We start from the raw sequence: 22,094 nt of genomic DNA, 5'->3' as shown, positions 1-22,094 counted from the left end.
GGGCTGCGATTTAAAGAGCGGGAGTATACCCGATTCACGACTGCGCACGCCCCCTGGAGCCTTATGCCACGCTGCTTTTGGTGTTCCGAAGATCCGCTGTACATGGCTTATCACGATCAGGAGTGGGGTACGCCGCTGCGCGATGCGCAGGGTTTGTTCGAGTTGCTTTTGCTCGAAGGGTTCCAGGCCGGCCTGTCCTGGATCACCGTATTGCGCAAACGCGAGCATTATCGCCGGGTGCTGTTCGGCTTCGACGTCCAGCGCGTGGCGCAGATGAGCGACGCGGAAATCGATGAACTGATGCTCGACCCGGGCATCATCCGCAATCGCCTCAAGCTCAATGCCGCCCGGCGCAACGCCCAGGCCTGGCTGGCGCTGGAGGACCCCGTGGGGCTGCTCTGGTCTTTCGTCGGCAACGTGCCGAAGATCAACCATTTCAAGGATCGCAGCGAAGTGCCGGCCATCACGCCCGAGGCGGTGCAGATGAGCAAAGGCCTGAAGAAGGCCGGCTTCACCTTCGTCGGTCCGACCATCTGCTACGCATTGATGCAGGCGTCGGGAATGGTCATGGACCATACCCGCGATTGCGACCGCTACGCGACCTTGGCCAACGGCGGTTAGAATGGCCGCCTCGCGCACAGCACAAGATCAGGAGTGACCTGTGGATAAGTTTAAAGGCGCCTTGCTGGTAGGCGCTCTGCGGCTGTTTGCCCTGCTTCCGTGGCGGGCCGTACAGGCCGTGGGCTCGGCCATCGGCTGGGTGATGTGGAAAACCCCGAACCGCTCCCGCGACGTGGTGCGGATCAACCTGGCCAAATGTTTTCCCGACATGGACCCTGCCGAGCGTGAGCGCCTGGTCGGTCAGAGCCTCAAGGACATCGGCAAGTCATTGACCGAAAGCGCCTGCGCGTGGATCTGGCCGGCGCAGCGCTCCATCGACCTGGTGCGTGAAGTCGAAGGGCTCGACGTATTGAAAGACGCCCTCGCCTCGGGCAAGGGTGTCGTCGGCATCACCAGCCACCTGGGCAACTGGGAAGTGCTGAACCACTTCTATTGCAGCCAGTGCAAACCGATCATTTTCTATCGTCCGCCCAAGCTCAAGGCCGTGGACGAGCTGTTGCGCAAGCAGCGGGTGCAACTGGGCAACAAGGTCGCCGCGTCCACCAAGGAAGGCATCCTCAGTGTCATCAAGGAAGTGCGCAAAGGTGGTGCAGTGGGCATTCCTGCGGACCCGGAACCGGCAGAATCCGCCGGGATCTTCGTGCCGTTCTTCGCCACCCAGGCGCTGACCAGCAAGTTCGTACCGAACATGCTGGCCGGCGGCAAAGCGGTCGGGGTGTTCCTGCATGCGCTGCGCCTGCCGGACGGTTCCGGCTACAAGGTGATCCTCGAAGCCGCGCCGCCAGCGATGTACAGCACCGACACCGAAACCTCCTGCGCCGCCATGAGCCAGGTGGTCGAGCGGTACGTGCGGGCGTATCCAAGCCAATACATGTGGAGCATGAAGCGCTTCAAGAAACGCCCGCCGGGTGAAGAGCGCTGGTACTGATTCAATTGGCATGATCTGTGGATAAACTTGCATCGAGGTTTATCCACAGCTGTTGAGGAAAGGGCGCAATAGATGTCCGAACACCGCAAGTCGTTTCGCATCAAGATCAGCCATGAAAGCTTCGGCGAATGCCTCGGCCAGACGCGCAACCTGTCCACCACAGGTGTGTACGTCAAGCACCCGGCGTTATCGGCGTTGCCCAAGGGGGCGGTGGTTTACGGGCAGGTACAGGATTTGCCCACCGGTGCACCGAGGGTGAAGATGGAAGTGGTGCAAGTGGATGCCGAAGGCATCGGCCTGCGTTACCTCTGATCAGCGGCCTGACGCTCGAGCTTTTTCAGGAACACCGTCATTTCCTTCTCCGCCTGCTTGTCGCCGTGCGCACGGGCCGCTTCCAGGCCCTGCTCCCACGCCTGGCGCGCGGCCGGATAATCGGCCTGCCCGAGTCGCGCCTTGCCCAACAGCTTCCACGCCGCCGAATACTTGGGGTCGAATGCCACGCAACGCTGGAAATGTTCGGCTGCCCTGGCGTGGTCACCCAGGTCCAGGTAACCCTTGCCCAGGCCGAAGCGCAGCAGCGCGTTATCCACACCCTTGGCGAGCATTTTTTCCAGGGATTCGAGCATGTTGAGTTCCTTGGCTGAGGGTTGTCTGGCGCGTTGTCGTATCTGTGAAACCGCTTCGCGAGCAGGCTCGCTCCCACAGGGGCATGCATTCCAATGTGGGAGCGAGCCTGCTCGCGATGGGGCCGGCCGATTCAGCGAAAAATCGGATCAGAAGAAGCTCAGCCCCACATGGAACAGCTTCTCCACATCCCGAATATGCTTCTTGTCCACCAAGAACAGAATCACATGGTCGCCTGCTTCGATCACCGTGTCGTCGTGGGCAATCAGCACTTCTTCATCGCGAATGATCGCACCAATCGTCGTTCCCGGCGGCAAACCGATGTTCTCGATGGCCTTGCCAATCACTTTGCTCGACTTGGCATCGCCATGGGCAATCGCCTCGATCGCCTCCGCCGCACCGCGACGCAATGAATGCACGCTGACGATATCGCCGCGCCGCACGTGGGCGAGCAAGGTGCCGATGGTGGCCAGCTGCGGACTGATGGCGATGTCGATGTCGCCACCCTGGATCAGGTCGACGTAGGCCGGGTTGTTGATGATGGTCATGACCTTCTTCGCGCCCAGCCGTTTGGCCAGCAGCGACGACATGATATTGGCTTCGTCGTCGTTGGTCAGGGCGAGGAAGAGGTCGGCGTCGGCGATGTTCTCTTCCAGCAGCAGGTCGCGGTCCGAAGCGCTCCCCTGCAAGACCACGGTGCTGTCGAGGGTGTCCGAGAGGTGACGGCAACGCGCCGGGCTCATCTCGATGATCTTCACCTGATAACGGCTTTCGATGGCTTCGGCCAGGCGCTCGCCAATCTGCCCGCCACCGGCGATGACGATGCGTTTGTAGCTCTCGTCGAGGCGGCGCATTTCACTCATCACCGCACGAATGTTGGCCTTGGCGGCGATGAAGAAGACTTCGTCGTCGGCTTCGATCACCGTGTCGCCCTGCGGCAGAATCGGCCGGTCACGACGGAAAATCGCCGCGACACGGGTCTCGACATTCGGCATGTGTTCGCGCAATTGACGCAGTTGCTGGCCGACCAACGGCCCGCCGTAGTAGGCCTTGACCGCCACCAACTGCGCCTTGCCTTCGGCGAAGTCGATCACCTGCAGCGCGCCGGGATACTGGATCAGGCGCTTGATGTAGTTGGTGACCACCTGCTCCGGGCTGATCAGCACATCCACCGGAATCGCTTCGTTATCGAACAGCTCGGCTCGCGTGAGGTAAGACGCTTCGCGAACCCGGGCAATCTTGGTGGGGGTATGGAACAGGGTGTGAGCGACCTGGCACGCTACCATGTTGGTCTCGTCGCTGTTGGTCACCGCCACCAACATGTCGGCGTCGTCCGCGCCGGCCTGGCGCAGTACCGTCGGCAGCGAACCACGGCCCTGGATGGTGCGGATGTCCAGCCGGTCGCCGAGGTCGCGCAGGCGTTCGCCGTCGGTGTCGACCACGGTGATGTCGTTGGCCTCGCTGGCCAAGTGTTCCGCCAGCGAACCGCCGACCTGCCCCGCGCCGAGGATGATGATTTTCATCCAGTCACTCCCTTAAACCGGTTAACCGCGTGTGGCGGCGGTCTTGATCAGCTTGGCGTAGTAGAACCCGTCGTGGCCACCTTCCTGGGCCAGCAACTGGCGACCGTGAGGTTGCTTGACGCCGGCTGTGGTGGCGAGGTCCAGTTCGCGGGCGCCCGCCGTGCGGGCGAGGAAGGCCTCGATCACCTCGGTGTTCTCGGTCGGCAGTGTGGAACAGGTGGCGTACAGCAGGATGCCGCCGACTTCCAGGGTTATCCACAGGGCATCGAGCAACTCGCCCTGGAGTTGCGCAAGCGCAGCGATGTCCTGCGCTTGGCGAGTCAGCTTGATGTCCGGGTGGCGGCGGATCACGCCGGTGGCCGAGCACGGTGCGTCGAGCAGAATGCGCTGGAACGGTTTGCCGTCCCACCAGGCTGCAGTGTCACGGCCATCGGCGGCGATCAGTTCGGCGCTCAGGCCCAGGCGTTCGAGGTTTTCCCGCACTCGCACCAGGCGCTTGGCTTCCAGGTCCACCGCCACCACACCGGCCAGCCCAGGTTCGGCTTCGAGCATGTGGCAGGTCTTGCCGCCCGGTGCGCAGCAGGCGTCGAGCACGCGCTGGCCCGGGGCGAGGTCAAGCAGGTCGGCGGCCAGTTGCGCGGCTTCGTCCTGCACGCTGATCCAGCCTTGCGCGAACCCTGGCAGGCCGCGCACGTCGGAGGCGACCTCAAGAATGATGCCGTCGCGGCTGTAGGTGCACGCCGTGGCGGCGATGCCGGCGTCAGCCAGCAACCCCAGGTAAGCCTCGCGAGTGTGATGGCGACGATTGACCCGCAGAATCATCGGCGGGTGAGCGTTGTTCGCCGCGCAAATGGCTTCCCACTGCTGTGGCCAGAACGCCTTCAGGGATTTTTGCAGCCAGCGCGGGTGCGCAGTGCGCACCACCGGGTCGTGTTCCAGTTCGGCCAGCAGCGCTTCGCTTTCACGCTGGGCACGGCGCAACACGGCGTTGAGCAACGCCTTGGCCCAGGGCTTTTTCAGCTTGTCGGCGCAACCGACGGTCTCGCCGATGGCGGCATGGGCCGGCACGCGGGTGTAGAGCAGTTGATAGAGGCCGACCAGCAACAGCGCCTCGACATCGGCATCTGCGGCCTTGAACGGTTTCTGCAACAACCTGGCCGCCAGCGCCGACAGGCGCGGTTGCCAGCGCGCGGTGCCGAACGCCAGGTCCTGGGTGAAGCCGCGATCGCGATCCTCGACCTTGTCCAGTTGTGTCGGCAGCGAACTGTTGAGTGAGGCTTTGCCGTTAAGGACGGCGGCCAGTGCCTTGGCGGCGGCCAGACGTGGATTCATCGAGCGTCCGCCGCTTGACCGAGCAGGGTGCCGACGGCAAATTTCTCACGACGGCTGTTGTACAGATCGCTGAAGTTCAGCGCCTTGCCACCGGGCAATTGCAGGCGAGTCAGGCACAGCGCTTGTTCGCCGCAGGCGACGATCAGCCCGTCCTTGCTGGCGTCGAGGATTTCCCCCGGCTGGCCCTTGCCTGGTGCGAGGCTGGCGGCCAGCACCTTCAGCGCTTCGCCGTTCAGCGTGCTGTGGGTGATTGGCCAGGGGTTGAAGGCGCGCACCAGACGTTCCAGCTCGATGGCCGGACGGTTCCAGTCGATGCGCGCTTCATCCTTGTTCAGTTTGTGCGCGTAGGTGGCGAGGTTGTCGTCCTGCACTTCGCCCTCCAGTGTGCCGGCCGCGAGACCGGGGATGGCCTGGATCACCGCCGGTGGGCCGATTTGCGCCAGACGGTCGTGCAGGCTGCCGCCGGTGTCTTCAGCGCTGATCGGGGTGGTGACCTTGAGCAGCATCGGTCCGGTGTCGAGACCCAGTTCCATGCGCATCACCGTCACGCCGCTCTCGCTGTCGCCGGCTTCGACGGCACGCTGGATCGGCGCCGCCCCGCGCCAGCGTGGCAGCAGCGACGCGTGGCTGTTGATGCAACCCAGGCGCGGAATATCCAGCACCACCTGGGGCAGGATCAGGCCGTAGGCGACCACCACCAGCAAGTCGGGTTTCAGCGCCGCCAGTTCGGCCTGGGCCTCTTCGTTGCGCAGGGTCGGCGGTTGCAGCACCGGGATGCTGTGTTGCAGTGCCAACTGCTTGACCGGGCTGGGCATCAATTTTTGCCCGCGACCCGCCGGACGGTCCGGTTGGGTGTAGACCGCGATGATCTCGTAAGGGCTGTCGAGCAGGGCCTTGAGGTGTTCGGCGGCGAATTCCGGGGTGCCGGCAAAGACGATGCGCAGTGGCTCAGTCATGGAGAGTTCTCATTTTACGAAGCAGTCATTTACAAATCAGCCGCAAAAGAAAAAGGCTTGCCGCAGCAAGCCTTTGAAAGGAGGGCATCAAGCGTTCTGGCGATGGATCTTTTCCAGTTTCTTCTTGATTCGGTCGCGTTTGAGGCTGGACAGATAGTCGACGAACAATTTGCCATTGAGGTGGTCGCATTCATGCTGGATGCACACCGCGAGCAGGCCTTCGGCGATCAGTTCGTAAGGCTGGCCGTCGCGGTCCAGGGCCTTGATTTTGACCTTTTGCGGGCGATCGACGTTTTCGTAGAAGCCCGGTACCGAGAGGCAGCCTTCCTGGTATTGCTCCATCTCGTCGGTCAGGGGCTCGAACTCGGGGTTGATGAACACCCGCGGCTCGCTGCGGTCTTCGGAGAGGTCCATGACGACGATACGTTTGTGCACGTTGACCTGGGTCGCGGCAAGGCCGATGCCCGGCGCTTCATACATTGTTTCAAACATGTCATCGACCAACTGACGCACTTCGTCGTCCACTACGGCCACGGGTTTGGCGATAGTCCGCAGGCGCGAGTCGGGGAATTCGAGGATGTCTAAAATGGCCATAAGCTCAACTGATGCACGTGTGAGGTAAAGTCGGGTCGATGGCCTGGCGGGTCTGAAGATGCCGGCTACCGTTGTAAAACGTAGCTCCCTTTTCTTAATAATGAGAAGGTCTCAATAGTGAGCCGGGAGCGGGCCACGAAGGCTCTGGCGTTTCACGCGAACGCACATAATAAAGGGATTCACCGCATGAGGAAATCACTACTCGCCCTGCTCCTTCTGGCCTCGGCCGGTTTCGCGCATGGGCAAGTGCAGCTCAGGGAAGGTTTTCCACAGCAATACACGGTCGTCACGGGTGACACACTCTGGGACATCTCCGGCAAATACCTGCGTGAGCCGTGGAAGTGGCCTGAACTCTGGCAGGTCAATCCACAGATCCAGAATCCCAACCTGATCTATCCAGGCGATGTGCTGTCGCTGGTCTACGTCGATGGCCAGCCGCGCCTGACCCTGAACCGCGGGGCCTCCCGGGGCACCATCAAGCTGTCGCCACGGGTGCGCAGCTCCCCTGTGGCCGACGCGATCCCGAGCATTCCGCTGCAGGCCATCAACAGTTTTCTGTTGAGCAACCGCATCGTCGACAAGGTCGAGGATTTCGACCAGGCGCCCTACATCGTCGCCGGTGATGCCGAGCGGGTGCTCAGCGGCACCGGCGATCGGATCTTCGCCCGCGGCCATTTTGACCAGAACCATCCGGTCTACGGCATCTTCCGCCAGGGCAAGGTCTACACCGACCCCGACAGCAAGGAGTTTCTGGGAATCAACGCCGACGACATCGGCGGTGGGGAAGTGATCGCCACCGAAGGCGATGTCGCCACCCTCGCCCTGCAACGCACCACTCAGGAAGTGCGCCTGGGCGATCGCCTGTTCAGCAGCGAGGAGCGATCGATCAATTCGACCTTCATGCCCAGTGCGCCGGCCAGCGATATCAACGGCCTGATCATCGATGTACCCCGCGGGGTCACGCAGATCGGTGCGCTGGATGTGGTCACGCTCAACAAGGGCCAGCGTGACGGCCTGGCCGAAGGCAACGTGCTGGTGGTGATGAAGACCGGCGAAACCGTGCGGGACCGGATCACCGGCCAGCCGTTGAAGATTCCCGATGAACGTGCCGGATTGCTCATGGTTTTCCGCACCTACGACAAGCTCAGCTATGGACTGGTGCTCAACGCCTCGCGCTCATTGGCGGTGATGGACAAGGTGCGCAATCCTTAGCCTGCTTCACAAGTTACCAACAGAGTTATCCACAGCTTGTTCCCGTGTGCTCGGGACTTATAACGATCAAGGATGATCCATGTCGCTGTCTGCCGTTACACCGGTTTCCCCTGCGGAACTGGAAGCCCGCCTGCGCTTGCACCGCTTGCCGGAACTGGGCCCCGCGCGTTTCAGGAAATTGCTCGAAGCCTTCGGCTCGGCCTCCAAAGCCATCGGCGCACCGGCGAGTGCCTGGCGCTCGCTGGGCCTGCCATCGGTTTGCGCAGAGGCCCGGCGCAGCAGTGAGGTGCGCGATGGCGCCAGCCATGCATTGGCCTGGCTGGAGCGTCCGGGCCAGCATTTACGGATGTGGGACCAGCCTGACTACCCCGCCTTGCTGGCGGAAATCAGCGATGCACCGCCGTTGCTGTTTGTCGCGGGTGATCCGGACATCCTGGAAAAACCGCAACTGGCAATGGTCGGCAGCCGCCGTGCATCGCGACCGGGGATGGACACCGCCGCCGCCTTTTCCCGCCGCCTGGCCAGCGCCGGTTTTGTCATCACCAGTGGACTGGCGCTGGGGATCGATGCCGCCGCGCATCAAGCCGCTCTGGACGTGGGCGGGCGAACGATCGGTGTCTTGGGCACCGGGCTCGAAAATTTTTATCCACAGCGCAACCGCCGGCTCGCGGACGCCATGGTGGCGACGGGCAGCGCAGTGATTTCCGAGTTCCCCCTGGAGGCCGGACCCAGTGCGGGCAACTTTCCCCGGCGCAACCGGATCATCAGCGGTCTGTCCCTGGGTGTGCTGGTGGTCGAAGCCAGCATCGCCAGTGGTTCGTTGATCACCGCCAGGCTGGCGGCGGAGCAAGGCCGCGAGGTCTACGCGATTCCGGGATCGATCCATCACCCGGGCGCCAAGGGCTGTCATCAGTTGATCCGGGACGGTGCGATGCTGGTGGAAACCATCGAGCATATCCTTGAAGCCTTGCGCGGTTGGCAGCGGCTGCCGCTGTCCACCGAGACGCCGTCAGCCACTCACCCGCTGCTGGCGCTGTTGCATGCAGCGCCCCACACCAGTGAAGCGTTGGCGCACAGCAGCGGTTGGGCGCTGCCCAACGTGCTGGCGGCGTTGACCGAACTGGAAATGGACGGCCGCGCGATCTGCGAAAACGGGCGCTGGTTTGCGCGGGTGAGCTAGGTTTTACAAGGAAGATCGGTAAACTGCGCAGAGCCTTTTTCCGGAGAGTTTTTCATGGTCAACAGTTGGCGTGTGCAACAAGCCGCGCAAGCCGTACGCGCAGGTGCGGTGATTGCCTACCCAACCGAAGCGGTCTGGGGTCTGGGTTGCGACCCGTGGGACGAAGAAGCGGTGGAACGTCTGCTGCTGATCAAGGGCCGTTCGGTGGACAAGGGCCTGATCCTGGTTGCGGATAACATTCGCCAGTTCGATTTTCTCTTCGAAGACTTCCCCGAGCTGTGGATGGATCGCATGGCCAGCACCTGGCCGGGGCCGAACACCTGGCTGGTTCCCCATCAGAGCCTGTTGCCCGAATGGATCACCGGGGTGCACGAAACGGTCGCGTTGCGGGTCAGCGATCATCCGCTGGTGCGGGATTTGTGTTCGCTGGTCGGGCCGCTGGTCTCGACATCCGCCAACCCGCAAGGTCGGCCGGCGGCGCGCACCCGGCTGCGTGTGGAGCAGTATTTCCGCGGGCAGATTGACGGGGTGCTGGGCGGCAACCTCGGTGGGCGCAAGAACCCGAGCGTGATTCGCGACCTGGCGACCGGCAACGTTATTCGCCCCGATTGAGACCGCGTGATCGTTCCGCCCGGGAAAGCCCGCTCCCACAGGAATTCACATTCGCCTGTGGGAGCGAGCCTGCTCGCTACGGCGTCCTCAGGGTAGTAGAACGGTCGACCCCGTCGTACGCCGCGCCGACAACTCGGCCTGCGCTTTCGCCGCTTCAGCCAATGGATATTTCTGGCTGATGTCCACCTTCAGCTTGCCGCTGATGATCATCTCGAACAACTCGTCGGCCATGCGCTGCAAGTTTTCGGCGTTGTTGGCGTAGGTCGCCAGGGTCGGCCGGGTGACATACAGCGAACCTTTCGCCGACAGGATCCCCAGGTTCACCCCGTCCACGGCACCGGAGGCATTGCCGAAGCTGACCACCAGGCCGCGAGGCGCCGTGCTGTCCAGCGACGTCAGCCAGGTGTCCTTGCCCACGCCGTCGTACACCACCGGGACCTTTTTGCCGTCAGTCAATTCCAGTACGCGTTGGGCGACGTTTTCCACGCTGTAATCGATCGTCGCCCAGGCACCGTTGGCCTTCGCCAGCGCGGCTTTCTCCGGCGAGCTGACCGTGCCGATCAGCTTCACGCCCAGGGCTCTCGCCCATTGGCAGGCCAGGGAACCGACCCCGCCGGCGGCCGCGTGAAACAAAATGGTTTCGCCACCCTTGAGTTCGTAGGTCTGGCGCAACAGGTACTGCACCGTCAGGCCCTTGAGCATGACACCGGCCGCCTGCTCGTAGCTGATCGCCTCCGGCAGGTGCACCAGATTGGCTTCCGGCAGCACATGCACATCGCTGTAGGCACCCAGCGGACCGCTTCCGTAGGCCACGCGATCACCGACCTTGAAACGGGTCACGTCGCTGCCCACCGCCTCGACCACCCCCGCACCTTCGGAACCCACGCCCGACGGCAAGGCCGGCGGCGCATAGAGGCCACTGCGGTAGTAGGTGTCGATAAAGTTCAGGCCGATGGCCTTGTTGGACACGCGCACTTGCAGCGGGCCGGGCTCGGCCGGTTGGTAATCCACATACTCAAGTACTTCGGGCCCGCCATGGGTGCGGAACTGCACACGCTTTGCCATCGGAATGCTCCTTGGGTCTGGTGACCAGGGTTGAAATGCCAAGCCCCCTATCGGACTCCTAAGCTTGATCTTCGTCAACTGCGACGCGGGCGCCGGCGATGTTATGCTACGCGCCCATTTGCGCCGGCCCCTGCTCCGATGGAGCGCCGCGTAGTTTTGCCCTGATTCAAGGTGAAGACATGACGACCCGCACCGAGGCCGTAAAAGCCTATCTGCTCGATCTGCAAGACCGCATTTGCGCTGCCCTGGAAGCCGAAGACGGCGGCACGCGGTTCGTTGAGGACGCCTGGACCCGTGCGGCCGGGGGTGGCGGTCGTACCCGGGTGATCGAGAATGGCACCGTCATCGAAAAGGGCGGCGTCAATTTCTCTCATGTCTTCGGCAGCGGCCTGCCGCCATCCGCCAGCGCCCATCGGCCTGAACTGGCCGGGCGCGGCTTCGAAGCCTTGGGCGTGTCGCTGGTGATTCACCCGCACAACCCGCAGGTGCCGACTTCCCACGCCAACGTGCGCTTTTTCATCGCTGAAAAAGAAGGCGAAGAAGCGGTCTGGTGGTTCGGCGGCGGTTTCGACCTGACCCCGTACTATGGCAATGAAGAAGACTGCGTGCACTGGCACCGGGTCGCCGAGCAGGCCTGCGCGCCGTTCGGCCCGGACGTCTATCCGCGTTACAAGGCCTGGTGCGACAGCTATTTCCACATCAAGCATCGCCACGAACCACGGGGCATTGGCGGCCTGTTCTTCGATGACTTGAACGAGTGGGACTTCGACACCTGCTTCGCGTTCATCCGCGCCATTGGGGACGCCTACATCGACGCGTACCTGCCGATCGTGCAGCGCCGCAAGCACGACGCATTCACCGCCAAGCAGCGCGAGTTCCAGGAATTCCGTCGCGGACGCTACGTCGAGTTCAACCTGGTTTACGACCGCGGCACCTTGTTCGGCCTGCAATCGGGTGGGCGTACCGAGTCGATCCTCATGTCGTTGCCGCCGCAGGTGCGCTGGGGCTATGACTGGAAAGCCGAACCCGGCAGCGAGGAAGCGCGCTTGACCGACTACTTCCTGCAGGATCGCGATTGGTTGGCCCAGGCCTGAACGAGGAGTTCTGATGGACCGTTATGTCGTATTCGGCAACCCGATTGGCCACAGCAAGTCGCCACTGATCCACCGCTTGTTCGCCGGGCAGACCGCCCAGCAACTGGACTACAGCACTTCGCTGGCGCCGCTTGATGATTTTTCCGACTTTGCCCGGGCGTTTTTCGTTGAGGGGCGCGGGGCGAATGTAACGGTGCCGTTCAAGGAGGAAGCATTTCGCCTGGCGGATAACCTGACCGCGCGTGCCCAGCGGGCCGGTGCGGTGAACACCCTGAGCAAACTTGCCGATGGCACGTTGCTGGGCGACAACACCGATGGCGCCGGGCTGGTGCGGGACCTGACGGTCAACGCCGGTGTCAGCCTCAAGGGCAAACGCATCCTGCTGCTGGGTGCCGGCGGCGCGGTGCGCGGCGCGCTTGAACCGGTGCTGGCCGAACAGCCCGCCTCGGTCATCATCGCCAACCGCACGGTGGAAAAAGCCGAATTGCTGGCGGAGCTGTTCGCCGACCTGGGCCCGGTGTCGGCCAGTGGTTTCGATTGGTTGTGCGAGCCGGTGGACCTGATCATCAATGCGACCTCGGCCAGCCTGTCAGGTGAAGTCCCACCGATTGCCGGCAGCCTGGTCGAGCCGGGCAAGACCGTCTGCTACGACATGATGTACGGCAAGGAGCCGACAGCGTTCTGTCGCTGGGCGACGGAACAGGGGGCGGCGCTGTCGATGGATGGCCTGGGCATGCTCGCCGAACAGGCGGCCGAAGCGTTCTTGCTGTGGCGCGGCGTGCGACCGGACACCGTGCCGGTGCTGGCCGAGCTGCGCCGGCAACTCGCGTTGTAACCGACCTGTGGGAGCGAGCCTGCTCGTTCCCACTGGGGTTGCGCGTCAATCAATCCTCAAACCGGATCGGGCATTTCTCCGCGCCTTCCAGCTTTCTCAACTCCTCCACCACCGGGGGTCGTGCGCCGCGCAAGGTCAGGCTGCGCTCCTGGCGCAATAGCCGTCGCGCTTCCTGATGCAGCATTTCCACCCCTGAATAGTCGATGAAGTTGATCTGCTGCGCCTCGATCACCACGCGCGCGCCGTGCATCCGTTGCAGGCGCACTTGCAGGTAATGGCTGGCGCCGAAGAAGATCGAGCCGCCGACGCGCAGAATGTCTTCGTCGCCGTCGCGCCAATGCTGCACCCGCGGTTGCGAGGTGCGCTTGAGGTAGAAGAACAGCGAGGCCAGCACCCCGGCATAGATCGCCGTTTGCAGTTCCAGCAACAGCGTGGCGACGCAGGTCAGCGCCATGACCACGAACTCGGCGCGGCTGACCCGCAGCAACGCGCGGATGCCACGGTGGTCCACCAGGCCCCAGGCGATCAGCAGAATGCTGCCGGCCATGGCCGGGATCGGAATGTGCGCAATCAGATTGGCGCCGAAGATGGCAAACAACGCCACCCACACCGCCGAAAAGATCCCTGCCAGCGGCGAGCAGGCGCCTGCTTCGAAACTCAGCCCCGAGCGAGTGAAGGAACCCGCGGACAGCGACCCGGAAAAGAACGCCCCGACGATGTTCGACAAGCCCTGGGCCCGGACTTCCTGGTTGGCGTCGAGCAACTGCTGCGAGCGCGCTGACAGGGAGCGGGCAATCGACAGGCTCGTTACCAGCCCGAGCATCCCCACCGCCACGGCGCTGGGCAACAGCCGCAGGATCATGTCCAGGTCCAGTGGCAAGGGACTCAAAGGCGGCAGCCGGCCAACGAAGGCGCTGACCAGGCCGACGTGGCCGAACATCGAGGGCCACAGCCACACCACCAGCCCGCTCAGGACCAGCGTCATCAACAACGTTGGCCAACGTGGCAGCAGCATTTTCAGGATCACGCCGACCACGACGGTGGCCAGACCCAGCACCAGCGAGGGTCGATCGACCTCGCCCAGGTGATGGAACAGCATCATGAAACTGTCCAGCGCCGTGGCCTGGTTCGGCACGTCCAGCCCCAGCAGATTGGGCATCTGGCCGATGGCGATGACCACCGCCGCACCCAGGGTGAACCCCAGCACCACCGAGTGGGAGACAAAGTTCACCAGGGCGCCGAATCGCAGCAAGCCCAGCAGCCACTGGAAAATCCCGGCCAGCAACGTCAGGAGCAGGATCAGCGTGATGTAGTCCTTGGACGCCGGTACCGCCAGAGGGCTGACACTGGCGTACAGGACAATCGAAATGGCGGCCGTCGGGCCGCAGATCAGATGCCAGGACGAACCCCAGAGGCAGGCGATCAACACCGGGATGATGGCGGCGTACAGGCCGTATTCGGGCGGGAGGCCGGCGATCAGGGCGTAGGCAATGGACTGCGGTAACGCAAGGATGGCGCCGCTGAGGCCGACGATCAGGTCACGCCCGACGCTGGCGCGGGTTTGCCGGGGCAACCAGGTGAGGAAGGGGAAGAGTGAATGGCGGCTTGGAAGGGCCATGGGTCCTCTCGGGTGGAGATTTTGCGCAAGGGTATCAGCAGAACACACTGTGGGAGCGAGCCTGCTCGCGATAGCGGCGCATCAGATGGAGTGATTCTGACTGATACACCGCTATCGCGAGCAGGCTCGCTTCCACACAATGGGTTAAAGCTTGGCTTTGACGGCCGCCAGCGCGTCCTTGCCGTCCACGGTCTTCACCCCGTCCAGCCACTTGTCCAGCACCGCCGGGTTGGCCTTGATCCAGGCCTTGGCCGCATCGGCATTGCTGAGCTTCTTGTTCACCACGTCGGCCATGATGCTGTTTTCCATGTCCTGGGTGAACGTCAGGTTGGTCAGCAACTTGCCGACATTCGGGCAGGCCTGGGCGTAACCCTTGCGTGTCAGGGTGTGCACGGTGCCGGTGTCTCCAAAGTATTTCTCGCCGCCCTTGAGGTAATGCATTTTCAGCTGCACGTTCATCGGGTGCGGGGTCCAGCCGAGGAAGGTCACGAATTTCTGCTTCTTAACGGCCCGCGACACTTCCGCCAGCATGGCCTGCTCGCTGGACTCCACCAGCTTCCACTGGCCCATGTCGAAGTCGTTCTTCTTGATCATGTCCTGCAGCGAAATGTTCGCCGGCGCGCCGGAGCCGATGCCGTAGATCTTCTTGTCGAACTTGTCGGCGAACTTGTTCAGGTCGGCAAAGTTATGCACACCCGCGTCCCAGACATAGTCCGGGACCGCGAGGGTGAATTCGGTGCCGTCGAGGTTTTTCGCCAGTTGCGTCACATCGCCGGTGGCCACGAACTTGTCGTAGAAGCCCTGCTGCGCCGGCATCCAGTTACCCAGGAACACATCGACCTGGCCGTCCTTCAACCCACCGAAGGTAATGGGCACCGCGAGGGTGTCGACCTTGGCCTTGTAGCCCATGCCGTCCAGCAGAAACCCGGTGATGGCGTTGGTCGCGGCGATGTCGCTCCAGCCAGGGTCGGCCATTTTCACCGTCTCGCAACTCTGGTCGGCATAGGCCGACGCACTGCCCAGAGCCAGCAGACCGACCGTCAGTACTGTGGATAACTTTTGCATGGACTTCCCCTTAACATTATTGGTTTTGGCAGGGTTGTGGATAACGTGCTTTGCGCTCCAGGCCGTCGAGGTCGATATGGTTGCGCATGTACTGCTGACTGGCGTCCACCAGCGGCTGGTGATCCCAGCTCTTCAGCTTGCCGATGGTCAGCGCATCGGCGACGAAACGCCGACGACGCTGGCTTGCGAGCACCTGTTGGTGGATCGCCGGGATATCCCACTTGGCCCGTGCTTCGGCGAGAAATTCCTCGAACAGCAGGCGATGTTGCGGCGACTGGCTGAGTTCTTCCAGTTCACGTGGGTCGTTGCGTACGTCGAAGAGTAGGCAAGGGTCCTGTTCGCTGTAGATAAATTTGTAGGCCCCGCGGCGAATCATCATCAGCGGGCTGACCGTGCCCTCGGCCATGTACTCGCCGAAGACTTCGTCGTGACCGCCCTGACCTTGCAGGTGCGGCACCAGCGAACGGCCGTCCAGCGGCAGGCCCGGCTCCAGCGAGCCGCCGGCCAGTTCGACGAAGGTGGGCAACAGGTCGGCGGTCGACACCGCTGCGCTGACCCGGCGGGCGCCGAACTGCCCCGGCGCACTGATCAGCATCGGCACGCGCGCGGCCATTTCGAACCAGTGCATCTTGTACCAGAGCCCGCGCTCGCCGAGCATGTCGCCATGGTCGCCGGAGAAGACGATGATGGTGTCGTCGATCAGCCCGGTTTCCTCGAGTGTTTGCAGGAGTTTGCCGACGTTACTGTCGATATAGCTGCACGCTCCGAAATAGGCGCGGCGGGCGTCACGGATCTTATCCACAGGCAATGGCTTTTCCCACAGGTCATAGACCTTGAGCAAACGCTGGGAATGCGGATCGAGACCGGTCTGCGCAGGTGTATCGGGCATCGGGATCTCGGTCTCGTCGTACAGGTTCCAGAAGGCCTTGGGAATCGTGTACGGATCGTGCGGGTGAGTCATCGATACGGTCAGGCAGAACGGCTGGTCTCCGTCTTCGCGCACGTGATCGAACAGGTACTGCTGGGCCTTGAACACCACCTCTTCATCGAAGTCCAGCTGGTTGGTGCGCACGCACGGTCCGGCCTGCAGCACCGACGACATGTTGTGGTACCAGGTCGGCCGCACGTCCGGTTCGTCCCAGTTCACTGCCCAGCCATAGTCGGCCGGATAAATATCGCTGGTCAGGCGTTCTTCGTAACCGTGCAACTGGTCCGGGCCGCAAAAGTGCATTTTGCCTGACAGTGCCGTGCGGTAGCCGAGGCGGCGCAGGTAATGGGCGTACGTCGGTACGTCGGCGGGAAAGTCGGCCGCGTTGTCGTAGGCGCCGATCTTGCTCGGCAACTGACCGCTGACCAGGGTAAAACGCGAGGGCGCGCACAGGGGGCTGTTGCAATACGCGGCGTCGAACACCACGCCTTCGGCGGCGAGGCGGCTGAGATTCGGCAGTTTGATGGGCGAAGGACCGTAGAACGGCAACATTGGCGCGGCCATTTGATCGGCCATGATGAAAAGAATGTTCTTGCGCTTCATGTGATCGCGGCATTCCATAGTGAATATTTATGCGAGAGTGCTGCGATCGAGCATGGATCCCATGCAGGTTGTGGTAAAGCCCATGCCAGACAATGACTAGGATAAGCACAGCTTATGTATGACGCCTTGGGTGATTTGTCCTTGGACCTGCTTCGGGCTTTTGAAGCAGCGGCCCGCCAGCGCAGCTTCACCGCTGCCGCAGTGGAGCTGGGCACCACGCAGCCGGCGATCAGCCAGCAGATCAAGAAACTGGAGGATCAGCTGGCCACGCGCCTGTTCGACCGCATTTATCGCGGCATCGAGCTGACCGAGGCCGGGACCATTCTTTTTCAGCAAGTTCAACTCGGTTTACAGAATATCGACGCAGGATTGAGCGCAATCAGCGCACAGCATCAGCATGAAGTGCTTCAGGTGGCGACCGATTTCGCCTTCGCCGCCTATTGGTTGATGCCGCGTCTGCACCGCTTTCATGCGGCCAATCCACAGGTTGACGTCAGCCTGGTCACCAGCGAGCGCAGCCTCAACATGCTGCGCACCGATATCGATGTCGCGGTGTTGTTCGGTGACGGCCGATTCAAACAGGGCGAGAGCCATTGGCTGTTCAGCGAGGAAGTGTTTCCGGTGTGCAGCCCACTGCTGTTGACGGAGCGGAACCTGCCCTTGCCAGCGCACGCGCTGCTGGAGTTCCCGCTGCTGCATTTGCGCGGTGAAAACAGCAGCCAATGGTTCGACTGGAGCGGCGTGTTTCGCGAACTCGGCATCAGTTCGGCGCCAGCCCCCGGACAATTGCGCTTCGACAATTACACCTTGTTGATCCAGGCGGCGATTGGCGGTCAGGGTGTGGCGATCGGCTGGCGCCACCTTGTGGATAACTTGCTGGCACAGGGTTTGTTGTGTCGGCCGATCGCCGACACCGTCATGTCGCGCCAAGGCTATTACGTGGTCCTGCCCCCGCGTAAACGTCGTGGGGCGTTGATTCAGCAGTTCGTCGACTGGCTGATGGCCGAGCAGGCCAGCAGCGCGCAATCGCTCAATGGCCTGACACTGCCGTCTATCGCGGTGTAGGGTCCGTACCGACGAAGCTCACGTGCTCGCCCACGTGCAGGTTCAACCGCAGTTCATCGGCGATCCCGGTCGCGACACGGCTCAGGCGTTCGAGCGGCTCTGCCAGTCCCGGTTCCAGGCTGCTGCTGACCTGGCTGAAATGTTCGATCGTCAGCCCGGCGACGCCCCGCGGCGAATTGACCAGCGTCCAGTGCAACGGGCTGCTTTGCAGGGCCTCGCGGATTTCTTCGGCGGCGTGGCGTTGCAGTTGATCCTCGATTTCCGGATCGTCCAGCACCTGGAAATCACCCACCAGGAACAGTCTTGCAACGCCTGCGGCCTGCAGACCGTCGATCAAGGCATCGACCGCCAGCACCTGCTCGACCGGACCCGGCACAATGGTTTTTTCCACGTACTCGCTGTTGAACGGCAACCCGGGAGCATCCAGCAGACAAATGACCGCCGAGCTGCCGGCGACGCTTTGCTTCACGCGCTCGGCGTCGAACAGATCGCCGGCCTTGGCGCGTAAGCCGGGGCGCGGGGCCAGGGCTGTCAGTTCGTCGAGAATCGCGATCACTTCATGTTGGCGCCGCAGCATTTCAGCCATCAGCGCACTGCCCAGGCTACTCATGGCACCATAAAGCACCACTTTGACCACTGGGGTTTCGGCATTTTTCATGGCTGGTCTCCACACCTTCCCACGTATATGGCGTGTGACCTGTGGGAAACGCTGAGGGTTCGACCGGGTTTTCGAGGGATTCAGATGCAGCAGATCAAGGGCTATCACGCCCATGTGTATTTCGACGCAACCCGCATCGATCAGGCGCGAGCGCTGTGCGAACAGGCCGCACGCCAGTTCCCGCTGAAGATGGGTCGCGTGCATGAACGTCCGGTCGGGCCACACCCGGATTGGAGCTGCCAATTGGCATTCGGGCCGGAACTGCTGGGCGAGGTGCTGCCGTGGCTGGCACTCAACCGCAAGGGGCTGGTGGTGTTTATGCACCCGGACACGGGTGACGACCTGCTTGACCACACCGAGCATGCAATCTGGATGGGCGCGATCCGGCCACTGGACCTGTCGGTTTTTTGATCACAGGGTTTCTTCGGCTTCGCCCGGCAGGTGCTCGTCCAGGTGCAGCCAGGGCAGGCGGCTGTCGGTCCAGATATGCCGCTCGGCCGGTGCCCGCTCCGGGTGATCGAGGGTGGCGATGGTCAGGTCGATGCTGTGCGGGCTGAGCCGGGTCACCAGTGCGAGTTGCGCGCCACAGTTCGGGCAGAAGTATCGGGCGCAACTGGGTGAGGAGTCGTACTGCGCCGGTGTGCCCTTGACCCAGGCGAAAGTCGAGGCGGGCACGGTGATCCAGGTGGTCACGATGCCACCGCTGACCCGTCGGCAAATCGAGCAGTGGCAGTGGGCGATGTCGTTCAGCGGACCGCTGAATTGGTAGCGCAGTTGTCCGCAGTGGCAGCCGCCGGTGTGGAGGTCGTTCATCCTGTGTTCTCCTGAGGTGTCTGTATCGACGCCTTCTCGGGCTTGCTCGTGAAGGCCTCAATCCGGCCTGACCGCCTTTCTTCGTCCGACGACTGGTAACCCACTGCTTTCGCCGACGAAAGCTGGCTGAAAGCTTCCCCGATTAGGATCGCCCCACTACCGGCAACAGACCGGTCGGCCACTGCCAGTGTTTTATCGCTCGCACAGCCCATTAAACAACAACAATGGTGACCCTGATGTCCTTTACTACCCGCCGCTTCGCCATCACTCCGCCCGTACGTCTCGTGCTGCCCGTTCTGCGCTGACCCTCCCCGGTTCGCCCATTCCCTAGCCGCGCCACGCCTGGAGTATTCCCATGCTGACTTTCCTTGGCTTCGCCATGGTCATCACGTTCATGTTCCTGATCATGACCAAGCGCCTGTCCGCGCTGATCGCCCTGATCATCATCCCGATCATTTTCGCCCTGTTCGGTGGTTTCGCCCCGAAAATCGGCCCGATGATGCTCGAAGGCATCACCAAGCTCGCGCCGACCGGTGTGATGCTGATGTTCGCCATTCTGTATTTCGCCCTGATGATCGACTCTGGCCTGTTCGACCCGGCCGTGCGCAAGATCCTCAAAATGGTCAAGGGCGACCCGCTGAAGGTTTCGGTCGGTACCGCCGTTCTGGCGCTTGTCGTCTCCCTCGATGGTGACGGCGCGACCACTTACATGATCTGCGTGGCGGCCATGCTGCCCCTGTACAGCCGCATCGGCATGAGCCCGCGGATCATGGCGGGCCTGATTATCCTCGCCGGTGGCGTGATGAACATGACCCCGTGGGGCGGCCCGACCGCCCGCGCGGCCAGTGCACTGCACGTCGACCCCTCGGCGATTTTCGTGCCGATGATTCCGGCGATGGTTGCCGGTGTCGTGGCAATCCTGGCCATCGCCTACTTCTACGGCAAACGTGAACGTGCGCGCCTGGGTGAACTGCACCTGGTGGGCGACGAGATCGATCACAGCGAAATCAGTGTTTCGCAGTTTCCGGATGCCCGTCGTCCGAAGCTGATCTGGTTCAACGGCGCGTTGACCCTGGCATTGATGTGCACCCTGATCGCCGGCCTGTTGCCGCTGCCTGTGCTGTTCATGGTGGCGTTCAGTATCGCGATGATCGTCAACTACCCTTGCCTGCAACAGCAGAAGGATCGTGTCGCGGCCCACGCCGGCAGCGTGCTGGCAGTAGTCGGCCTGATCTTCGCGGCGGGCATTTTCACCGGTATCCTGTCGGGCACCGGCATGGTCGATGCGATGTCCAAGAGCCTGTTGGGCGTCATCCCGGATTTTCTGGGTCCGTACATGGCGGTGATCACCGCGCTGGTGAGCATGCCGTTCACGTTCTTCATGTCGAACGACGCATTTTATTACGGTGTCTTACCAGTGCTTGCCGAAGCCGCCAGCCATTACGGTATAACTGCGGTGGAAATGGCACGTGCCTCGATCGTCGGTCAGCCCGTCCACTTGCTGAGCCCGCTGGTACCATCGACCTATCTGTTGGTGGCGCTGGCCGGTATCGACTTCGGTGACCATCAGCGCTTCACCCTCAAATGGGCAGTGCTGGTGTGCATGTGCATACTGGTTGCAGCATTGCTGATGGGAATTTTCCCGCTGTTCAGCACGCTATAAGCCCAAGACTCACCAAGACGGGTCCAGGCTTTGTTGAATGAAGCCCGGACCCGTTCTGGTTTAACACATCCTCAAAGGAATACACATGGAATGGCTGACCAACCCTGAAATCTGGGTTGCCTTCTTTACCCTGACCGCCCTGGAAATCGTCCTGGGTATCGATAACATCATCATGATTTCGATCCTGGTCAGCCGCATGCCCAAGCACATGCAGGCGCGCACCCGGATCTTCGGCCTGGCCCTGGCCATGGTCACGCGAATCCTGTTGCTGCTGTCGATCACCTGGGTCATGCGCCTCACCGCCGACCTGTTCGAAGTGTTCGGCCAGGGCATTTCCGGGCGTGACCTGATCCTGTTCTTCGGTGGTCTGTTCCTGCTGTGGAAGAGCTCGCAAGAGATGTACCACGCGCTGGAAGGTGAAGACGAGACCAACGAGGAGCCGAGTGGCAAGGGCGGGAATTTCCTCTACACCATCATCCAGATCGCGATCATCGACATCGTGTTCTCGCTGGATTCGGTGATTACTGCGGTCGGCATGGTTTCCCATGTACCGGTCATGGTCGCTGCGATCGTTGTCGCCGTGCTGGTGATGATGCTGGCGGCGGGCACCATCAGCGAATTCATCGACAAGCACCCGTCGTTGAAAATGCTCGCGCTGTCGTTCCTGCTGGTGGTCGGTACGGTATTGATCGCCGAGTCGTTCGAAGTCCATGTGCCAAAAGGCTACGTTTACTTCGCCATGGCGTTCTCGCTGGCGGTGGAAGCCTTCAACATCAAAATGCGCACCGCGATGGCGAAAAAGAAAAAGCAGCAGGACCCGGTAAAACTGCGCAAGGACATTCCAGGCCAGTAACCGTGTAAAAAACCGGTGGGAGCGAGCCTGCTCGCGATAGCGGTCTGTCAGTCAACATCACTGTTGAATCTGAGAGCCTCATCGCGAACAGGCTCGCTCCCACGGTTGTTTCTGGTGGCTGATCAGAATTGTTTTCATGACAGTTTTGTTTCAATCAATTCTTGAGCTATGCGATGCTGGCGCACAGACCGTTAGCCAACTACAGCTTAAGTACAAGACGTAGAACCTCGCGCGGCACCGTCAACTTGCTCC

At 62.1% G+C, this 22,094-nt stretch carries 23 protein-coding genes; 12 read left to right on the top strand and 11 right to left on the bottom strand.

Features of this window, described 5'->3' with window-relative positions; all coding sequences use genetic code 11:
* Positions 1–63 precede the first annotated feature (63 nt).
* The 3 genes from tag to ACM6IM_RS21365 all read left to right on the top strand — a co-directional run bounded on the left by tag (position 64) and on the right by ACM6IM_RS21365 (position 1,861).
* Positions 64–621 (top strand): DNA-3-methyladenine glycosylase I, encoded by a 558-nt coding sequence (tag, locus tag ACM6IM_RS21375; protein ID WP_414866251.1) that lies wholly within the window; start codon positions 64–66, stop codon positions 619–621.
* Positions 622–661: 40 nt separating this feature from the next.
* On the top strand, positions 662–1,549 hold the full coding sequence (locus ACM6IM_RS21370) for a lysophospholipid acyltransferase (RefSeq protein WP_192307263.1): 888 nt from the start codon (positions 662–664) through the stop codon (positions 1,547–1,549).
* A gap of 72 nt (positions 1,550–1,621) precedes the next feature.
* Positions 1,622–1,861 (top strand): PilZ domain-containing protein, encoded by a 240-nt coding sequence (locus ACM6IM_RS21365; RefSeq protein ID WP_192307264.1) that lies wholly within the window; start codon positions 1,622–1,624, stop codon positions 1,859–1,861.
* Here the strand turns inward: ACM6IM_RS21365 and ACM6IM_RS21360 are convergent.
* From ACM6IM_RS21360 to def, 5 genes are all read right to left on the bottom strand, one after another.
* A complete protein-coding gene (locus tag ACM6IM_RS21360; RefSeq protein WP_414866250.1) occupies positions 1,852–2,175 on the bottom strand; it encodes a tetratricopeptide repeat protein in 324 nt (107 codons plus the stop codon). The genes ACM6IM_RS21365 and ACM6IM_RS21360 overlap by 10 nt on opposite strands.
* A 147-nt stretch (positions 2,176–2,322) precedes the next feature.
* Positions 2,323–3,696, bottom strand: a complete 1,374-nt coding sequence (trkA, locus tag ACM6IM_RS21355) for a Trk system potassium transporter TrkA (RefSeq protein WP_201191261.1) — start codon at positions 3,694–3,696, stop codon at positions 2,323–2,325.
* A gap of 21 nt (positions 3,697–3,717) precedes the next feature.
* Positions 3,718–5,028: a 16S rRNA (cytosine(967)-C(5))-methyltransferase RsmB gene (rsmB, locus tag ACM6IM_RS21350; RefSeq protein ID WP_414866249.1), complete on the bottom strand. Its 1,311-nt coding sequence runs from the start codon at positions 5,026–5,028 to the stop codon at positions 3,718–3,720.
* Entirely contained in the window at positions 5,025–5,984 is a 960-nt protein-coding gene (fmt, locus tag ACM6IM_RS21345; RefSeq protein WP_414866248.1) for a methionyl-tRNA formyltransferase, read from the bottom strand. The genes rsmB and fmt overlap by 4 nt, the downstream gene beginning before the upstream one ends.
* 87 nt (positions 5,985–6,071) lie before the next feature.
* Positions 6,072–6,578, bottom strand: coding sequence for a peptide deformylase (gene def / locus ACM6IM_RS21340; RefSeq protein WP_192307269.1), 507 nt, complete (start codon positions 6,576–6,578; stop codon positions 6,072–6,074).
* A gap of 186 nt (positions 6,579–6,764) precedes the next feature.
* Between def and ACM6IM_RS21335 the strand changes: the two genes are divergently transcribed.
* The 3 genes from ACM6IM_RS21335 (at position 6,765) to ACM6IM_RS21325 (ending at position 9,582) form a co-directional block, all read left to right on the top strand.
* A complete protein-coding gene (locus ACM6IM_RS21335) occupies positions 6,765–7,790 on the top strand; it encodes a LysM peptidoglycan-binding domain-containing protein (RefSeq protein ID WP_192307270.1) in 1,026 nt (341 codons plus the stop codon).
* Positions 7,791–7,869: 79 nt separating this feature from the next.
* The gene (gene dprA / locus ACM6IM_RS21330; protein ID WP_414866247.1) at positions 7,870–8,970 is read left to right on the top strand and encodes a DNA-processing protein DprA; all 1,101 of its coding nucleotides are present in this window, start codon (positions 7,870–7,872) and stop codon (positions 8,968–8,970) included.
* A 54-nt stretch (positions 8,971–9,024) separates the two neighbouring features.
* Positions 9,025–9,582, top strand: coding sequence for an L-threonylcarbamoyladenylate synthase (locus ACM6IM_RS21325; RefSeq protein ID WP_414866246.1), 558 nt, complete (start codon positions 9,025–9,027; stop codon positions 9,580–9,582).
* 87 nt (positions 9,583–9,669) lie between these two features.
* Here ACM6IM_RS21325 and ACM6IM_RS21320 read toward each other — a convergent pair whose 3' ends face one another.
* Entirely contained in the window at positions 9,670–10,647 is a 978-nt protein-coding gene (locus tag ACM6IM_RS21320; protein ID WP_414866245.1) for an NADPH:quinone reductase, read from the bottom strand.
* 179 nt (positions 10,648–10,826) lie between these two features.
* Here ACM6IM_RS21320 and hemF point away from each other — a divergent pair, with 179 nt between their 5' ends.
* Both hemF and aroE read left to right on the top strand, forming a co-directional pair.
* The gene (hemF, locus tag ACM6IM_RS21315) at positions 10,827–11,741 is read left to right on the top strand and encodes an oxygen-dependent coproporphyrinogen oxidase (protein ID WP_201191248.1); all 915 of its coding nucleotides are present in this window, start codon (positions 10,827–10,829) and stop codon (positions 11,739–11,741) included.
* A 13-nt stretch (positions 11,742–11,754) separates the two neighbouring features.
* Entirely contained in the window at positions 11,755–12,576 is an 822-nt protein-coding gene (gene aroE, locus ACM6IM_RS21310; RefSeq protein WP_201191246.1) for a shikimate dehydrogenase, read from the top strand.
* A gap of 49 nt (positions 12,577–12,625) precedes the next feature.
* Here aroE and ACM6IM_RS21305 read toward each other — a convergent pair whose 3' ends face one another.
* The 3 genes from ACM6IM_RS21305 to betC form a co-directional block, all read right to left on the bottom strand.
* Complete coding sequence (locus ACM6IM_RS21305) at positions 12,626–14,194, bottom strand: SulP family inorganic anion transporter (protein ID WP_414866244.1); 1,569 nt, start codon at positions 14,192–14,194, stop codon at positions 12,626–12,628.
* A gap of 144 nt (positions 14,195–14,338) precedes the next feature.
* Entirely contained in the window at positions 14,339–15,259 is a 921-nt protein-coding gene (locus ACM6IM_RS21300; protein WP_192307277.1) for a choline ABC transporter substrate-binding protein, read from the bottom strand.
* A gap of 16 nt (positions 15,260–15,275) precedes the next feature.
* The gene (gene betC, locus ACM6IM_RS21295; protein WP_414866243.1) at positions 15,276–16,790 is read right to left on the bottom strand and encodes a choline-sulfatase; all 1,515 of its coding nucleotides are present in this window, start codon (positions 16,788–16,790) and stop codon (positions 15,276–15,278) included.
* Between the two features lie 114 nt (positions 16,791–16,904).
* Between betC and ACM6IM_RS21290 the strand changes: the two genes are divergently transcribed.
* The gene (locus tag ACM6IM_RS21290) at positions 16,905–17,855 is read left to right on the top strand and encodes a choline sulfate utilization transcriptional regulator (protein WP_414866242.1); all 951 of its coding nucleotides are present in this window, start codon (positions 16,905–16,907) and stop codon (positions 17,853–17,855) included.
* On the opposite strand, the gene ACM6IM_RS21285 is transcribed toward ACM6IM_RS21290, so the two are convergent.
* Positions 17,842–18,513: an NAD(P)-dependent oxidoreductase gene (locus ACM6IM_RS21285; protein ID WP_414866241.1), complete on the bottom strand. Its 672-nt coding sequence runs from the start codon at positions 18,511–18,513 to the stop codon at positions 17,842–17,844. The genes ACM6IM_RS21290 and ACM6IM_RS21285 overlap by 14 nt on opposite strands.
* Positions 18,514–18,597: 84 nt before the next feature.
* Here ACM6IM_RS21285 and ACM6IM_RS21280 point away from each other — a divergent pair, with 84 nt between their 5' ends.
* Positions 18,598–18,924 (top strand): DOPA 4,5-dioxygenase family protein, encoded by a 327-nt coding sequence (locus tag ACM6IM_RS21280; protein WP_414866240.1) that lies wholly within the window; start codon positions 18,598–18,600, stop codon positions 18,922–18,924.
* On the opposite strand, the gene ACM6IM_RS21275 is transcribed toward ACM6IM_RS21280, so the two are convergent.
* Positions 18,925–19,326, bottom strand: a complete 402-nt coding sequence (locus tag ACM6IM_RS21275; protein WP_414866239.1) for a GFA family protein — start codon at positions 19,324–19,326, stop codon at positions 18,925–18,927.
* 355 nt (positions 19,327–19,681) lie between these two features.
* Between ACM6IM_RS21275 and ACM6IM_RS21270 the strand changes: the two genes are divergently transcribed.
* On the top strand, positions 19,682–20,989 hold the full coding sequence (locus tag ACM6IM_RS21270; protein ID WP_192307283.1) for a CitMHS family transporter: 1,308 nt from the start codon (positions 19,682–19,684) through the stop codon (positions 20,987–20,989).
* A gap of 85 nt (positions 20,990–21,074) precedes the next feature.
* Positions 21,075–21,842: a TerC family protein gene (locus tag ACM6IM_RS21265; protein ID WP_414866238.1), complete on the top strand. Its 768-nt coding sequence runs from the start codon at positions 21,075–21,077 to the stop codon at positions 21,840–21,842.
* Positions 21,843–22,094: the final 252 nt, after the last annotated feature.

It is taken from the genome of Pseudomonas sp. IT-P12 (assembly GCF_949767465.1).
Lineage (GTDB): Bacteria > Pseudomonadota > Gammaproteobacteria > Pseudomonadales > Pseudomonadaceae > Aquipseudomonas.
This window is presented reverse-complemented; position numbering and strand designations above follow the sequence as displayed.

Coding starts and splice junctions, on each gene's coding strand:
- ACM6IM_RS21285 (WP_414866241.1), bottom strand. CDS start 18,513: ATGAAAAATGCCGAAACCCCAGTGGTCAAAGTGGTGCTTTATGGTGCC.
- ACM6IM_RS21335 (WP_192307270.1), top strand. CDS start 6,765: ATGAGGAAATCACTACTCGCCCTGCTCCTTCTGGCCTCGGCCGGTTTC.
- ACM6IM_RS21280 (WP_414866240.1), top strand. CDS start 18,598: ATGCAGCAGATCAAGGGCTATCACGCCCATGTGTATTTCGACGCAACC.
- trkA (WP_201191261.1), bottom strand. CDS start 3,696: ATGAAAATCATCATCCTCGGCGCGGGGCAGGTCGGCGGTTCGCTGGCG.
- ACM6IM_RS21365 (WP_192307264.1), top strand. CDS start 1,622: ATGTCCGAACACCGCAAGTCGTTTCGCATCAAGATCAGCCATGAAAGC.
- betC (WP_414866243.1), bottom strand. CDS start 16,790: ATGAAGCGCAAGAACATTCTTTTCATCATGGCCGATCAAATGGCCGCG.
- ACM6IM_RS21305 (WP_414866244.1), bottom strand. CDS start 14,194: ATGGCCCTTCCAAGCCGCCATTCACTCTTCCCCTTCCTCACCTGGTTG.
- ACM6IM_RS21290 (WP_414866242.1), top strand. CDS start 16,905: ATGTATGACGCCTTGGGTGATTTGTCCTTGGACCTGCTTCGGGCTTTT.
- aroE (WP_201191246.1), top strand. CDS start 11,755: ATGGACCGTTATGTCGTATTCGGCAACCCGATTGGCCACAGCAAGTCG.
- ACM6IM_RS21300 (WP_192307277.1), bottom strand. CDS start 15,259: ATGCAAAAGTTATCCACAGTACTGACGGTCGGTCTGCTGGCTCTGGGC.
- hemF (WP_201191248.1), top strand. CDS start 10,827: ATGACGACCCGCACCGAGGCCGTAAAAGCCTATCTGCTCGATCTGCAA.
- tag (WP_414866251.1), top strand. CDS start 64: ATGCCACGCTGCTTTTGGTGTTCCGAAGATCCGCTGTACATGGCTTAT.
- ACM6IM_RS21325 (WP_414866246.1), top strand. CDS start 9,025: ATGGTCAACAGTTGGCGTGTGCAACAAGCCGCGCAAGCCGTACGCGCA.
- fmt (WP_414866248.1), bottom strand. CDS start 5,984: ATGACTGAGCCACTGCGCATCGTCTTTGCCGGCACCCCGGAATTCGCC.
- rsmB (WP_414866249.1), bottom strand. CDS start 5,028: ATGAATCCACGTCTGGCCGCCGCCAAGGCACTGGCCGCCGTCCTTAAC.
- ACM6IM_RS21270 (WP_192307283.1), top strand. CDS start 19,682: ATGCTGACTTTCCTTGGCTTCGCCATGGTCATCACGTTCATGTTCCTG.
- ACM6IM_RS21265 (WP_414866238.1), top strand. CDS start 21,075: ATGGAATGGCTGACCAACCCTGAAATCTGGGTTGCCTTCTTTACCCTG.
- ACM6IM_RS21320 (WP_414866245.1), bottom strand. CDS start 10,647: ATGGCAAAGCGTGTGCAGTTCCGCACCCATGGCGGGCCCGAAGTACTT.
- ACM6IM_RS21360 (WP_414866250.1), bottom strand. CDS start 2,175: ATGCTCGAATCCCTGGAAAAAATGCTCGCCAAGGGTGTGGATAACGCG.
- def (WP_192307269.1), bottom strand. CDS start 6,578: ATGGCCATTTTAGACATCCTCGAATTCCCCGACTCGCGCCTGCGGACT.
- dprA (WP_414866247.1), top strand. CDS start 7,870: ATGTCGCTGTCTGCCGTTACACCGGTTTCCCCTGCGGAACTGGAAGCC.
- ACM6IM_RS21275 (WP_414866239.1), bottom strand. CDS start 19,326: ATGAACGACCTCCACACCGGCGGCTGCCACTGCGGACAACTGCGCTAC.